Here is a 14,298-nt window from a genome sequence, read left to right on the forward strand (position 1 = left end):
AGAAGATGGTCGTCAGTACGCTTTTGTGGCTACTGATGACCCACTGCTATCGGAGATCGAAACGGTGTCACCGCCGTTGTTCCATACGGCAGTCGAGCGGCCCCAGAAGACATCGCTACTCGTGTCTGACCCGCTCCCCGAATGAAGCGTTACCGTCTGGCCTGGACTGAGCGTCAGACTGGAGAACGTGTACGTTTTCCCCGATTCGTCCGTAACGGTCCACCCAGAGAGATCGATTGATGTGGAACCAGTATTTTCGAAAACGACGTATTCGTCGTTCAGGTTGTCGTTGTCGTTCCCCGCTGCATCCTCGTGAATCTGGGAAATACTCACAGACGCATCACCGCTGCCAACATTTCGACAGGTCCACGCATTCTGTTCGGTGTTCTGGGCTGACGATTCGGCACTGTAGTAGGAACTACTCTTGGAGAATGTCGAGTCGTATACCCGGGCTTGGCCACTCTCGATGAGTTTGTAGTTGTAATCCTCACCACCGTAGTACACGTAGGCGAGAAGACGACCATAGTAGCCTCGGTGGTCCGATTCAGAATCGAATTTGAGCGTTATCTGTTTGCCTTCGAGGTTGTTTTTCATGAACGACTTCGCGTCCTCGCCCTCCGAGTGGAGACAATCCTTCCCAGCCTGTGTATTTGGAACGCCTTCCCACTCATCGGGCGTATTTTCACCGTACGTTTCTGGGGTATCGACGCCCAACAATCGAACGGTATCGGTGGTTCCGTTTTCATATTGGACGTCGAGGGTATCGCCATCAACGACGTTCGTTACCGTCACTTGTTGGCTACCGCTTATCTCAGCGGTGGCTGGTGTGACGATGATTGCGGCTGTTACGCCACAGATGAGCAATGACGATAGCACTACTACAGCGAACGTATATTTAGTATCTTCTACCACGTATAGAAATCAACATCCTATTTTAAATAAATTTGTATTGGTGTAATGGTGAAATAAATAGGCGAATATATCCGCATTGAATTCGGTAGGGATGGGCGAACGTGATTTCGATGTGGTGACCACCGACGCCCATCGCGTCGTCTACACACAACGTCCGGATGTCTTGTAGCTCACACCGGGAACACGTTCGGCGATTGCTTCCATGACGCGGTAGCCATCGTTTGTGTACGCACAGCTATAGTGCGTCGCGACCTCTCGATGGCCCGCCCGTGCAACCATTGCATCATTCGTCTTGGCGACGTTCTTCGCGTGTTCGCGGACGTTCACGAGTTCGGTGTTCTGTTCCGAGCGCTGGACCGTCTCGGAGACTGGCGACCTGTATTCCCGGTTTAGTCGGAATTCGACTGTAGCAATTTGACCCCACGTTCGACGATCGCGTCGGTGATTTCACGGACACGATCGGAGATTTCAGCTGCCATAGTAGAGCATACGGGTCCCGTCATTTAGGCGTCATCGTCATTCCCAATTCGATGGGGACGATTTCGGTTGACTCGATCATGTATTTCCGACCACAGACGCGGTGGCCAGTACCTGTTCTCTCCCCCCTGCTGGTTCATAGCCGATAGACGCCGATACGACTGCCGTACTCACAAGTAACCGTACCGCGTCAGTCCCGAACTGTGTCGATTCGGGACGTCCACGATTGTGTGGGGTTTTGTGTTAGATTCGTGTCCCACTCGGGTGTTATTTCGTCCCGGCCACGCTACTCTCCGACAACCCCGTCTGTGGTCGGACCATCGTCCGTAGTTTTGCTGTTTACTTCACCGGGCAGCTCGACATCCAACTCGTGGACGAGACGTGTCTTTTGGTAGCTCAGTCCGTCTTTGGACCGTTGGCGTTTGATTCTCCCGAGCCGTCCATTCGAGAGTCGCATCGCATTTACCCTCACACTAATGCTCATCCCCATGTCGCCGACAACGACTGCCACGATGACGTTCACGAGGCCAAACGGCATCCCAATGGCCAGCAGCGTTTTGATACCGAGACTTGTCCCGATGTTCTGGCGAATCACTGATGTCGCCGTTTGGGACACCCCGGCGAGATACGGAAGTCTGGTGAGATCGTCACTCAATAAGGCAATGTCTACCGTCTCAAGAGCGGACAATTCAACATATCATCATCTATATCGTAGAAACTTTTATAATATTTTATTCGTAATATTATCGTGATGCCCACAAATAGGCGCGACGTACTGAAGCAACTCGGAACGATCGGCGCAGCCGGACTTGGGAGTGTCGGGCTGACTGGAACGGCGAGCGCACATGTACAAGATCCCTACGCCGACAGATGGATTGCAGCGGACTCTAGCAACTACACCAACGACAACAAGAGCGCGAGCGAAATCAACTGGATAATTATCCATGTCACGGAGGGGAGCTACGAAGGGACCGTCAGTTGGTTTCAAAATCCCGACTCCGACGTGAGTACTCAGTATGTGATTCGCAACTCCGATGGCCATGCTACCCAGATGGTCCACAACGAAGACAGTGCATGGCATGGCGGTGGCCAGAACTACAGTTTCCACTCGATTGGTATCGAACATGAGGGTTTCGTCGGCGAGACGAACTTCACCGACGCACTGTACCAGAAATCCGCCAACATTGTCAGCTGGGCTTGCGACACCTACGGCATTCCCAAACAGCGCCCCACCGGCGTTGCTCCGTGTGACGCCCGCAACGGTGGCGGTATCATCGGGCACCACCAGGTGCCTGAATCTGACTGCAACTACAATGACCACACTGACCCTGGTTCGACGTGGGATTGGGATTACTTCATGGACCTCGTCGGCGGCAGCAATGGCGGCGGTAACAAGTTCGCTGACGGTGACCGCGTTACGCCGACCACCAATCTGAATACACGGGAACAGCCTGGAACTGATCAGCCCATTGTGGCTACGATTTCACCGGGCGAAGTCGGCGAAATCATGAACGGCCCAATCGACAAGGGTGGCTATCGATGGTGGGGCGTTCACTGGCTCGACCGAAACGTCTGGGGCTGGTCGGTTGAACGCTATCTTAGCTACGCATAGGCACTTCGGTCGATCACTTTTAAGAATTCATTGTTCACGGAATTTGATATCGGATGACAATAAAGACGGGTGGGAAATTTGACTACTGCGACGGACGTGGGTTCAGATGCCGGAGTAGTCTTTCGGAATCTTGGTTCCTGCTGTGACAGTCTCACCGTCGCCACCAGGAATCGAGAGGTGATTCCCGTTTCGCTCGACGGTAAAGTGGAGGTGTGGACCAGTCGAATTTCCGGTGGTACCCATTCCGCCGATCAATTGACCGCGCGAGACGCTCTCACCTTCGACCACGTCGAAGCTATTCAGGTGGCAGTACATCGTCTGGTAGCCGTTTCCATGGCCTATTTTGAGGTAGTTACCACAGCCCCCCGCCTCGTAGGCTCGAACATCAACGGTACCGCTGTGGGCTGCATAAATCGGTTCACCAATATTGCCGTTGGCGCCAATATCCACGGCATAATGACCGGGACGTGCACCGTATGGCGATGTGATGTAGCCTGAAATCGGCCAATCGAAATCCGACCCACCACCGCCGCCAGATGTGGATTGGAGGTACCGCTCGACGGACCAGCCCCAGACGTTCCTATCGAGCCAGTGGACGCCCCACCACGTATACCCGCCTTTGTTCGTCGGACCGTTCATGATTTCGCCGACTTCACCAGGATTCACGGTAGCGACGATGGGTTGGTCAGTTCCAGGTTGTTCGCGCGTATTCAGATTGGTCGTTGCTGCGATGCGCTCTCCATCGGAGAACGCACTCGCTGATCCGCTCAGTGCTGCCATTCCGGTGAGTCCTGTAGCTGTAACTCCGAGCGATTTGACGATTGATCGTCGGCTAAACTTTCGTGACATATGCAAATCCACAATCCGAACCAATATATTTAATACTTACTATTATTAAAATATAGTTGGAAATATTTGCATTGATGGCTTTTGATTGTTTTTTGCTCTTCTCTTCTGCACCGCTGCAAGAGACAGAGTGAAAGTCGATCAGACGGGTCGCAAAAGGATTGGTGAGACGGTTCCTCGACGGGATTCTATTCGACGTATCTAGCAGGGGCTGAGAGGCCAAATTCGTCGGCTGTTCCCGCATCGATTCTCTTTGCGGTGTAGATATCTGGTTTGTAGTATAGTTCGTGCGTAACGTCGTGTTCGTCTCGGAGGTGTTCCCGGACTCGGGTGACATCGTGACGCTCGAAATAGTTGGGTGTGTAGACTGTGAGAATGTACTCATCGTACATCGGCAGTTCCTCGTATCCGAATGCAGTCATAGCCTTTACTGCCCAAATGATGCCCTCTTCTGCGTCAGCGAGGAGTTCAGGCCATAGCTGTTCGATACGATCCCCTGACCCTGTGACTTGCCACTTGCCGATTGTTTTCTTCTGCTCGAGTGCTTCGCGATCAATCTTGCGAACAGCCTCGCTGTCTGCTGGTGGCAGATCATCAGGTTCAACGTCTTCAGGGCGTGTAACATCGTGTTCGGAAAAATAGTCATCACCTCCAATTTTCGGTGAGTCACTCACATCACGACTACGGAGCCAATACGGTTCTGTCTCGGTGATTTCAAGCGGAGACTGCATGGTCAACTTCATCTCAATGTCGAGCGGGTGTAAACAACAATGCTTGCCAGACAGAGTGAAAGTGAAACTCATGGTGATTGCATCGTTGCTCCCGGTCGGATTTGCTCAACTCCGGGCGGTCTATACGCGGAGTCCGTCCTCGGCTATGCGGTCGATCACGTCTCGCTGATGGCGACGAATATCTTCGTGTTGCTCCTCGAATAGGGCTTCTGTGTCCGCCTTGAAGTGACGGAATGCGTCCTCGTCACCACAGAGAAACTCGCCATTGATGGCGTCGTGTGCTACTTCGAGTGGTAGTGTTTCAATGTCAGATAGATCGATGAATCACCTTCTCGTTGGAGGTCGCCCGAGAGGAAACAGAGCTTTTGGAATCGCTCGTGAGAGGAAAGACTTTCTGCGAATTTGACGGCGAGGAGGAGGTCACCTCTGACGTCTAATCATCATCTGTCGCTGCATCCGTCGCTGGGTCGACATCGTCTTCGAATCCATCCTGATTCGTCTCGGGCGTACCGCGAACGTCCCCTTCACGCCACGTGCCTCTGCGGAACCAGAGCCACGCGATGAGTGCGCCTGCAACGTTCGAGACAAAGAACGCCAGCCAGATACCTCGGACATCAGGCTGCCCGAAGAACCACAGATTCGTGGGGAGAATGCCCTGTGAAGCGATGTACGCGATGGGAAGGCGAATTCCAGCCAGCGTGAGGATGGAAATAGCAGCCGCGACCAGCGTCTTACCGGCGCCACGGAAGCCTCCTGTGAACGCCCGCATGATCCCGATGAACCCGAACGATAGCGCGACGTAGCGGAGGAATTCCGCGCCCACGTCCAGCACGGCTGCGTCGTCGGTGAACACGCTGACGATGGGCGTCGGCACGAGGAAGATAAGAACTCCAACCACCCCGAGGACGAGGAACAACCCCTTGGCCGCGACGTAGTTCGCCTGCTCTGCGCGGTCGTACTTCCCGGCGCCGATGTTTTGGCCCGACATCGTCTCGACACCACGGGCAACCGCAATCGCAGGCAGGAAGATGACCGAAAAGACGCGCGTACCGATACCGAAGGCCGCAACGACAGACGTCGAGAACAGACCGACGATGAGTAACAGCGCATTGATCGACAGGGCACGACCAGTTCCCTCGATGCTCGCGGGCACACCGATTTGGAGGATTTTGCGTAGGTACTGGAGATCCGGTTTCATGTCCGTGAGGTGAATCTGGATGCCTCTCGTTCCGGACTCCATGATGACGAGTCCAACGAACATCGCCACTCCACGGGAGAAGACCGTCGCGATGGCGGCGCCCTGGATGCCGAGCTCGGGAAATGCGACCGGGCCGATAGCCCAGCCGTTGATGAGGAACGGATCGAGAATCACGTTGAGCACGACCGTCCCGAACATGACGATCATCGGTGTGATGGTGTCGCCCGCGCCGCGCATCAGCGAGATGAAGACGAAGAACCCGAACATGAACGGCAGACCCAGAGCGACCACCTGCATATACGCGGTCGCGCCGGGGAGGACCTCCGGCGACGCTCCCAAGAATGCGAGGAACGGTCGCACGACTGGATAGCCGATTGCACCGAGGAGAGCCGACGCGATCAACGCGAACGTCACGGTCTGTGAGGCCGCGTACTCGGCCTGTTCCGTTTCTTTGGCTCCGGTATGTTGGGCGACGAGAACACTCCCCGCGACTGAGAGGCCCATCCCGAGCGAGATGAGCAGGAACACCATCGGGAAGCCAAACGAGATTGCCGCCAGAGCCTCCGTCGAGTATTGACCCAGCCAGAACGTGTCCGCCAGATTGTAGGCGGTCTGCATCAGGTTCGTGATGACGATTGGGAGCGAGAGGAACAAGAGCGGCTTAACGATGCCGCCGTTAGTGAGGTCTAGTTCCTCCTGTCCCTTGAAGAAGCTCACGCGATTACCTCCGTAGCACGATTTATGGTCTCCGCATTCACTTTGCTCATGCGTCCACTTCCGAGTTCGGAGTCCATCCGAGTCGCAATTCGAGAACCCGTTCGACGAGTTGGCGAGTTCTAGCAGGGTTCTCACCGAGCGCGACCGTCCGTGTGTGACCACCGTTGGAGAGCGTGGTGACGAGTCGTGCGACCTCCCCTGGATTAGCCTCCTCGAAGTGCTCGGCATCGACTCCATCTCGAACGATCGACGCGACGACAGACTGCATCATATCGTCGAGTTCGAGGAATCGCTCCCGGACGCGATTGTGGTACGGAGCCTGTGCTTTTAGTTCCATGAGGCCGACGGGGAAGTCATCGTCACCCGTTTCCGACGGTGTGTACACGGCATCGAGAAACGAAGCGAGGCGCTCGCGCGGATCGCGAGCCTCACACGCCAACTGCGCCTCGAATCGTTTGATTAGGTCGTCGAGGAACGCGTTCAAGAGGTCTTCTTTGGTATCAAAGTGATAGTGGATAGCAGCGGTCGTTATCGATGACTCTTCGGCGATTCGTTGCATCGTGAGGTTTGCATAGCCGTACTTCTGGAGTGCACGGCCTGTCGCCGTTATAATCTCGTCAGTAGTCTCTGTATCCATTCGATACTAGTGCTTACTAACCAATCAGTCAAAAGCCTTGTGACTAACTATTCATTGACCTCGACCACGCGGACAGTCTGGCCGCAGTCGTCGACCGTACAGACGCGGGCGTGGGTTGATCGGCTTGGGCGGGAAGCGGTCGATTCGTATGAGTTGGTGATGGCGATCGGCAGCAGAAAATGCTGTCAAAGCTCTCGGCAAGCTTTCCCTTAATAAGATCATGTAATATCCCGGATTCCATTTAGGAGTGCATGAGCGACGATCCTACCGATAGTTCATTCGCTACTGACTCACTACACGCCGGTCAAGATCCCGATCCTGTGACAGGGGCACGAGCGCCACCGCTCTATCAAACCACTTCATACGTCTTTGAAGATGCCGACGATGCAGCAACCCAGTTTGCGCTCGAGAAGCCCGGCTATATCTATTCTCGGTTGATGAACCCGACTCTTGAAACACTCCAAGACCGGCTTGCTGCTCTTGAAGGCGGTGTCGGGGGCGTTGTTACTGCGTCTGGGATGGCTGCGCTGAATCTCGCAACGTTCCTCTTGGCAGAAGCTGGCGACAATATCGTCACAGCCTCTTCATTATACGGAGGCACCTACACGTACTTCACCCATTCAATCGAACGCCGAGGTGTCACAGCCAAATTCGTTGACACACTCGACTATCAGGCATACGACGAAGCCATCGACGACAATACTGCCTACGTTCATCTTGAGACGATCGGGAATCCAGCCCTCGATACACCCGATATCCAGCAGATTGCCGACATCGCCCACGACCACGGCGTTCCCTTACTCGTCGATAATACCTTTGCGACACCCTACCTCTGTCGTCCACTCGAACATGGCGCGGATCTCGTCTGGAACTCGACCACAAAATGGCTTCACGGCTCCGGAACCACCATCGGTGGCGTGATTGTTGATGGTGGCTCGTTCCCTTGGAGCGATTACCCAGAGAAATATAGTGAGATTGCTCAAGATAATCCCGCCTATCACGGTGTCAACTTCGCGGAAACATTCGGCGACGAGGCGTTCACATACGCTGCGATTGCCCGCGGACTCCGCGATCTTGGAAACCAGCAAGCGCCCTTCGACGCTTGGCAAACCCTCCAGGGACTCGAAACGCTTTCCCTTCGGATGGACCGTCACTGCGAGAACGCAATGGCAGTCGCCGAGTATCTCCAGGACCATGAGGATGTTGCGTGGGTGAACTACCCGGGTCTCTCTTCCCACGAAACCCACGATACGGCTACCGAATACCTCGAAGGTGGCTATGGCGGCATGATCACTTTCGGTCTTGCAGATGGATACGACGCTGCGCGAAAAACTGTTGAATCGACAGAGTTGGCGAGCTTGCTCGCTAATGTTGGTGATGCAAAGACGCTCATCATTCACCCAGCTAGTACAACCCATCAACAGCTTACAGACGCTGAGAAGGCTGCTTCCGGCGTCACTGATGATCTTGTTCGCCTTTCTGTGGGTATCGAAGATCCTGGGCAGATCATTGCTGATCTTGAGAACGCTATCGACGCCGCCACATAGACGGCTCTTATCGTTCCGATACCGAGACGGTATCGACCTCCTCCCGCGCCTACAGTCGCGGGAATCCCACCATGGGATTTCTGGCCGTTCGAGACGAGTCTAAGGTTTCAAGACGCTCCGTTACCAAAGAGGCTTTCCCGATATCTACCCCAATCGGCGTTTCTGCCGAACTGGATTCTGATTGTTCTTCGATTTCTCGCGTGAGGACGAAAACGATGCCGAACCCGACAACTGTGACTGCGATGGCCTCAACGGGTTCCCGTGTTGGCCAAGCGTGCGAACGGATGGAAGAAACTGCCGAACGAACCACTGCTTCAGTCTTTTCTATCCATGTTTCGCCAAGTAACGTTCTCGGCGATTCCCGACTAGCATATACTCATAGAGTTTTGGATCAGAGGATGACACTTCTACTGCCCATATTGAAAAGCTGTCTCAAAATCCCATATAGAAAGTAAATTTTATGCCTTTGTTCGTATATTTATACTCTGACCCCCGGGGGCTTCATGACGAGTGAACGTCACACATCACAGACGCAGATTGAACGATGCGAGAACTGCAAGTGTGAGACCACACATACGGTCTCGGTCGAGATTCGGACGGAAAGTATGAAACAAGAGAATACTGAATTCTCGCGTGAACCATATCGGATTACCACGTGCCAGAAGTGCGGTGAGACAACAAGCCAACGGATGAATAACGCGTAGCGCTCACAGATCTTTCAATCTTTCACGACACTTCATCCACTCTCACTTCTGTGATCGGTTTGGGTGCCCTTCGCTGCTGTCGCACTTGCTGCTCTGTCGTGTTCACCAGCGTCGATGAAGAACAACTCGAATCGTAGTGGCGTGAAACAGGCGACCTTGGAGATGCTGCTGAACATGCCCTCGAAACCCGTCCCTAGACCATGCTCGTTTCGACGACGCTCGAGACCTGCCACGTCTATGAATGATAGCAGCGCGTCCTTTTCGTTGTCATCAATCATACGGACCTTGCGTCGGTAGTGTTCGTAGGTGGATTTCCGCCCATTCGCAGGCCTCTGATGCATCAGTGTCGGTCTGGGTTACCGACCCAGCACTCCCGCGAGTGCCTCCATCGCCACCGGGAGCGCGTCGACGACGTCGGGACTCTCCCCGAACACGGGGTCCCAGTCGTCGGTCGTCAAGTAGTCGCTGATCAAAAACAGGGACCCGACGTCCAGCCCCCGGTAGTCGCCTACAGCGAACGTCGCGGCCGCCTCCATGTCGACTGCGAGCGTCCTATTCAGACGACTCGTCCGTGGGGAGATTACCGGACTTGCGGGCGGCGAAAGCCTTCCCCAGCAGGGTGGGGTAGGTCACCTCTCTTATTCTGTCGAGTACCCGGTCCGTGTTGAGAAGTCGTCCCCTGTATTCTCGGCATGTTCGACCAAATCAGTCGGTGTCTCTTTGTTTTCTGGAGACATCGATGCTTCATAATGCGCGATACGTTTGGTTTCATCCTGCTGCATAGCTGGAGACGGTTTAGTCACATCCGATGAGACATTCTGGCTAAGTTCCTGCAGTCGGTCTGATGAGAGAGCGTGTGTCCGTTTTTCGCCGAGTACAACGCCACTAGTGACGATCGATCGGATTCCCTCTTCAACGGTCATCTCGACATCAAAGACGCGATCTTTTCGGACATGTATAACGAATCCACCCATGACGGGATTTGGAGCCATCGGTAAAAACAACGTTTCCATCTCGGCGTGATCCATCGCCTGTTTGACGGTGGTAGCCGTGTCCGCGGTTTTGAATGCGACGGCGTACGATCCATCCGTCGGATATTCGACGAGCTTGACTTCTTTGAAGCTCTCTGAATCTGAATCAAGAAGCAGTTCGCTCATCTCATTGAAGCTCGTGTATACTGAGCCGATGCCTGGAACCGACGACATGAAATGGTCGAATTGCACGCCAACGCGACCATATCCTGAGCGGTATTCGGCGACGAATCCCAACATAAAGAGAGACCCACCGAGCAGTCCGATCATGATGAGCTTCACGAGCAACTCATTTGTCCCCGGTGAGACTCCGGGGACGCTTTTCACGATAAACACGACCGGGTTCAGAGTGTTCGAGATGAAATTGAGCACAAATCCAAGGACGACAACTGTAACGATGAGAGGAATCGCAATAGCCGCGCCACTGATGAGTGATCGGCGGATGATCTCCTTGGCGTTGTGGTGTGTTACGTTCTTATTCATCGAAAGTCCCCCTCGGCTCTGAAACTAATATCATACCCTTATAGCAATAGCTACCCTTGAAAGCGTTTAGGCCGAAAGAGGTGTAATGAACAGGCTACAATTAGTCTGGCTTCCCCTACGTATTGGATAGAAAGTGATTACAGATATCTGATGAGAAAGCCCACGGTTGAAGCCGAGGAAGGAAACTTCCATTTCACCCTATTGTCGTTGTGAGGACGATACCGGATACTCCGGAGGAGATTATGTTGTTCAATGGCACGCACCTCCACTGAAACAGAAAGTCGGAGTAGGCTAGATTCAGTTCGGTGTCACTCGACCGGAGGTAACTGTGGGGGCTGAAACTCCCGCAGGCCGAAATAGGTGATGAACACGGCACCCATCGCGATAACGGCGACCGCGATCAAGAGTGACTCGCCGACGATAGGGAAGAAGCTCAGCACCCGGCTCGCCATGAAAAATAGAACCGCCCCGGCGGCTGTCGATACACCCGGCTTATCTGTCGGCATCCATTGCCCAAGCATGGATCCGATGCTGATGTACGCGTATAGATAGATGAAGACACCCCCCAATAGACCGAGAAGGCTTACCGGGAGCAGAATGATAGTAAAGGCCATGAACACAAACAACGCCAATAACGTAACGGTGGTGAGGAGACCGACTGTCCCGCTGACGACGGGGTGATTCCGAATCGAGTGGCGCACATTGGCGAGAAACTCGGAATATCGTCGCCCGACCACGAAGGAGACGACGCCGAGCATCACTGCCTGGAGCAGGAATATCGTGAGTGACTCGATAGGAGACCGTTCTTGCATCACTGGTTCGGCAACCACATCGGGATCAACAGCCGCGTCGGTGGCGATCTCTCGGTCGCCACCGAACACCTGATACTGATCGGTAACCGTACCCGAAGACCAGACCGTGACGTTCCCCGCGAGCTGGACGAGCCGCCCGTCAAGCGTTCCCTCAATGCGTGCGGTCCCCCCAATCACGTACAGCGATGTGGTCGTGCGCGTATTGTTGGGAATTGTAACTGTTCCGTCTGCGACGACAACTGCACCGGCGTCACCAGGAACGTCCTGCGTGCCATCGAAAACCGTCGTGACCGTATCGACGCCAGGCTGGGCCGAAACCAGAAGCAGCGCGACGAGAAGTAACGGGACTGTTTCCGGTCTCATGTTTTCTGCTCCCGAGAATGAGCGAGCATAACCATCCGTCGAGCGTACACCATGACGAGAAGCAAGAAGAACAACAGCAGGGCGAGCGCATCAACGATGTTGAGATGGTTGACGAGAGGCATTGTCGTGCTCTCCATGTAGAGGACGACTGCTGTACTCAGGAAGGTTGCAAGGAAGCCGGCGAACCCGACGCCGATCGCCGAGTGGCGGCCGATCGTATCGGGCGTCGACATGTCCGGCCAGAGTGCAAAGTTCAACACGGTGTAGAAGCTCACCGCCCCCGAGTAGAACAGTGGCATGAGCAGGGGTGCCTCCCCGACCCCAGCCCGAATGTCGAAGATATACATGAGGTGGGTGAACCCGAACAGCCCGAAAACGAGCAAGAACAGCCACCGTCGTCCGAAATTCGAGTACAGGACACCGGCCATAATGGCCGTCAAGACGTGGATGCCGCCGATTAGAAGGTGGATGCCGAAGTCCGGTGATTGCCACGACGTATAGATGTAGGCTGGAGTCTCGATAATCCGGAGGAAGCCGAGGCTATCGATGAAGTAAACGCCGAACATCAGGAGGATGAACGACCAGAACTCGTAACTCCACGTTCGGACGGCCGTCGGCCGACAAAACCGGCCGACGCCGAAGTCGGGATCTCGATGCTGGCGTTTCAACGAGTCGAGGAACGCGACGTCCCGGAACGCGAACACACCAAGGAGGACGACGGCAGGGGCCATGGCGGCGCTCATCACGATGCTGAACGACTCGATGCGCCACTGGAGCGGGTAGACGTTCGCCAGGAAGTACGCGCAGGCGGTCGCGGCCGCTGCGACCCAGCCGCGGTCTTCAACGGGAACGAGGTCGATGACTAGGCTGAATGTGGTTGGCATCCCCGTTCCGAGCGAGACGGCACAAAGTATGATCCATGCGCCGAAGGCAGTTCCCGTTCGGAGATAAGGTGCGGCCAAGGTCAAGAGAAACTGGAGGACGATCACGCCCCAGAGTATCCGGAGTTTTGCGTTGAAGTTCCGGCTCCAGCCATACCTGTCAAGCGCGGTCCCGACGCTGATCGCAGTTAGGAAGGCAACGAGTGCGAGGGCGCTCATGCCAACCGACACCTGAAATCGGGATAATCCGACGATCCGGGTTCCTAAGTCGATGAGCCCGAGCTGGACGAAGGTGAGGTTGTAGTAGTAACCGGCAGCTAGTACGGAGATAAACAGGAAATATCCGAAGAGCTGGGACCATTTCCGGGCTCGGAGGTACTCAGTGAGCCGCATTTGACTAATTTACTTTCGGATGGATATTAATAGAATGGGTGTAGTAGCCAAGTGGGGCCTCATTGTCGTCAAGTTTCAGCGGTCGTGCTGATTGCAGGGCGCGCATTCAGTGCCGGGACGACGGATTTATTTGGTCGATGGGACACCCCACGTAACGTGATCCCACATCCGTTCGTAGATGTAGTACGTGCCCGTTTTCAGTAGATTCGTGACTACTCCGATGTTCAATGCAGCTTCGATGTCCCCAACGACAACCCACGCGACCGCGATGGTGATCACTACCATACAAAGACGATAGCAAGCCGTCTTTACGAGTGCCCGTTTTCGCGCTTGAAGAGCAGAGCGGGAAACCCATCCCTTGAACATAATCTCTTCTCATCGTTCAACCTCATAAGTAATTGGAACAGGTTTCATTACTCTGTATGTGTAACCTAAAATGGTTTCTAACGAGACTGTATCGTCGGCAGTAGAACTTTTGACGACTATACTCACAAGGATTGTCAGTAGACACACTCTATTTCTAGCGCACCACTCCCAACAGATGCTCGGAAGCTGATATCCACACCTCGATTCGTTCATACGCCGAGGTTCTGATCCTCTTCTATGACCACACCGAGGCTGAGCATGAGAACAATGTGCCACAAGTTATCATGATTCTTCTTGAACTGATTTCTCTCGTTCCAGAAATTCACGAAGATGCGGTTCTCGCAGTTGCGACGTATATCGACGAGTATCATATGACGCCGTTCGATGCCTTCCACGCTGGTCTTGTCGCAACGAGTGGTGAACGTGTACTCTCAACCGAACAGGATTACGACACCGTTGGTCTTGCTCGGGTATCGCTTGCTCCGTTAGATGAGGATGACTGTGTGGTGGCACCGCTTGGGTGACGTGAGTCGGATATTGGACGTGAGTTAGAGCAGTATACCGAGTCCAGTTCGGCGTCGTTTTAAC

At 54.3% G+C, this 14,298-nt stretch carries 15 protein-coding genes and 1 pseudogene; 4 read left to right on the forward strand and 12 right to left on the reverse strand.

Going from position 1 to position 14,298, the window contains the following annotated elements; all coding sequences use genetic code 11:
• Positions 1-12 precede the first annotated feature (12 nt).
• Entirely contained in the window at positions 13-912 is a 900-nt protein-coding gene (locus tag OPC11_RS16230) for a lamin tail domain-containing protein (RefSeq protein WP_264782596.1), read from the reverse strand.
• A 922-nt stretch (positions 913-1,834) separates the two neighbouring features.
• Positions 1,835-2,071: pseudogene (locus OPC11_RS16235) on the reverse strand (ATPase P); the annotation flags it as partial.
• A gap of 69 nt (positions 2,072-2,140) precedes the next feature.
• On the opposite strand from OPC11_RS16235, the gene OPC11_RS16240 reads away from it, so the two are divergent.
• A complete protein-coding gene (locus OPC11_RS16240) occupies positions 2,141-3,001 on the forward strand; it encodes a peptidoglycan recognition family protein (RefSeq protein WP_007975859.1) in 861 nt (286 codons plus the stop codon).
• Positions 3,002-3,103: 102 nt separating this feature from the next.
• Here the strand turns inward: OPC11_RS16240 and OPC11_RS16245 are convergent, their stop codons facing one another.
• The 4 genes from OPC11_RS16245 to OPC11_RS16260 form a co-directional block, all read right to left on the reverse strand.
• Positions 3,104-3,781 carry a M23 family metallopeptidase gene (locus OPC11_RS16245; RefSeq protein WP_264782597.1) on the reverse strand — a complete coding sequence of 226 codons (678 nt, stop codon included), beginning with the start codon at positions 3,779-3,781 and terminating at the stop codon, positions 3,104-3,106.
• Between the two features lie 254 nt (positions 3,782-4,035).
• Complete coding sequence (locus OPC11_RS16250; RefSeq protein WP_264782598.1) at positions 4,036-4,521, reverse strand: DUF1917 domain-containing protein; 486 nt, start codon at positions 4,519-4,521, stop codon at positions 4,036-4,038.
• Positions 4,522-5,011: 490 nt separating this feature from the next.
• Entirely contained in the window at positions 5,012-6,493 is a 1,482-nt protein-coding gene (locus OPC11_RS16255; protein ID WP_264782599.1) for an MATE family efflux transporter, read from the reverse strand.
• 46 nt (positions 6,494-6,539) lie between these two features.
• Positions 6,540-7,130 (reverse strand): TetR/AcrR family transcriptional regulator, encoded by a 591-nt coding sequence (locus tag OPC11_RS16260; protein WP_026177991.1) that lies wholly within the window; start codon positions 7,128-7,130, stop codon positions 6,540-6,542.
• A gap of 251 nt (positions 7,131-7,381) precedes the next feature.
• On the opposite strand from OPC11_RS16260, the gene OPC11_RS16265 reads away from it, so the two are divergent.
• Positions 7,382-8,677, forward strand: a complete 1,296-nt coding sequence (locus OPC11_RS16265) for an O-acetylhomoserine aminocarboxypropyltransferase/cysteine synthase family protein (protein ID WP_007975873.1) — start codon at positions 7,382-7,384, stop codon at positions 8,675-8,677.
• Positions 8,678-9,180: 503 nt separating this feature from the next.
• Positions 9,181-9,381 carry a hypothetical protein gene (locus tag OPC11_RS16270; protein WP_073096718.1) on the forward strand — a complete coding sequence of 67 codons (201 nt, stop codon included), beginning with the start codon at positions 9,181-9,183 and terminating at the stop codon, positions 9,379-9,381.
• 32 nt (positions 9,382-9,413) lie between these two features.
• Here the strand turns inward: OPC11_RS16270 and OPC11_RS16275 are convergent, their stop codons facing one another.
• The 6 genes from OPC11_RS16275 to OPC11_RS16300 all read right to left on the reverse strand — a co-directional run bounded on the left by OPC11_RS16275 (position 9,414) and on the right by OPC11_RS16300 (position 13,710).
• Entirely contained in the window at positions 9,414-9,659 is a 246-nt protein-coding gene (locus OPC11_RS16275; RefSeq protein ID WP_264782600.1) for a hypothetical protein, read from the reverse strand.
• Between the two features lie 78 nt (positions 9,660-9,737).
• Positions 9,738-9,917: a hypothetical protein gene (locus tag OPC11_RS16280; protein ID WP_264782601.1), complete on the reverse strand. Its 180-nt coding sequence runs from the start codon at positions 9,915-9,917 to the stop codon at positions 9,738-9,740.
• Between the two features lie 102 nt (positions 9,918-10,019).
• Positions 10,020-10,895: a DUF502 domain-containing protein gene (locus OPC11_RS16285; protein WP_264782602.1), complete on the reverse strand. Its 876-nt coding sequence runs from the start codon at positions 10,893-10,895 to the stop codon at positions 10,020-10,022.
• Between the two features lie 308 nt (positions 10,896-11,203).
• The gene (locus OPC11_RS16290) at positions 11,204-12,070 is read right to left on the reverse strand and encodes a hypothetical protein (protein WP_264782603.1); all 867 of its coding nucleotides are present in this window, start codon (positions 12,068-12,070) and stop codon (positions 11,204-11,206) included.
• The gene (locus tag OPC11_RS16295; protein ID WP_264782604.1) at positions 12,067-13,344 is read right to left on the reverse strand and encodes an MFS transporter; all 1,278 of its coding nucleotides are present in this window, start codon (positions 13,342-13,344) and stop codon (positions 12,067-12,069) included. The genes OPC11_RS16290 and OPC11_RS16295 overlap by 4 nt, the downstream gene beginning before the upstream one ends.
• A gap of 126 nt (positions 13,345-13,470) precedes the next feature.
• The gene (locus tag OPC11_RS16300) at positions 13,471-13,710 is read right to left on the reverse strand and encodes a DUF2061 domain-containing protein (RefSeq protein WP_026177992.1); all 240 of its coding nucleotides are present in this window, start codon (positions 13,708-13,710) and stop codon (positions 13,471-13,473) included.
• Positions 13,711-13,994: 284 nt separating this feature from the next.
• Here OPC11_RS16300 and OPC11_RS16305 point away from each other — a divergent pair, with 284 nt between their 5' ends.
• Positions 13,995-14,234 carry a hypothetical protein gene (locus tag OPC11_RS16305; protein WP_264782605.1) on the forward strand — a complete coding sequence of 80 codons (240 nt, stop codon included), beginning with the start codon at positions 13,995-13,997 and terminating at the stop codon, positions 14,232-14,234.
• Positions 14,235-14,298 lie beyond the last annotated feature (64 nt).

This window comes from Haladaptatus sp. T7, from assembly GCF_026008575.1.
Classification (GTDB): Archaea; Halobacteriota; Halobacteria; order Halobacteriales; family Haladaptataceae; genus Haladaptatus; species Haladaptatus paucihalophilus.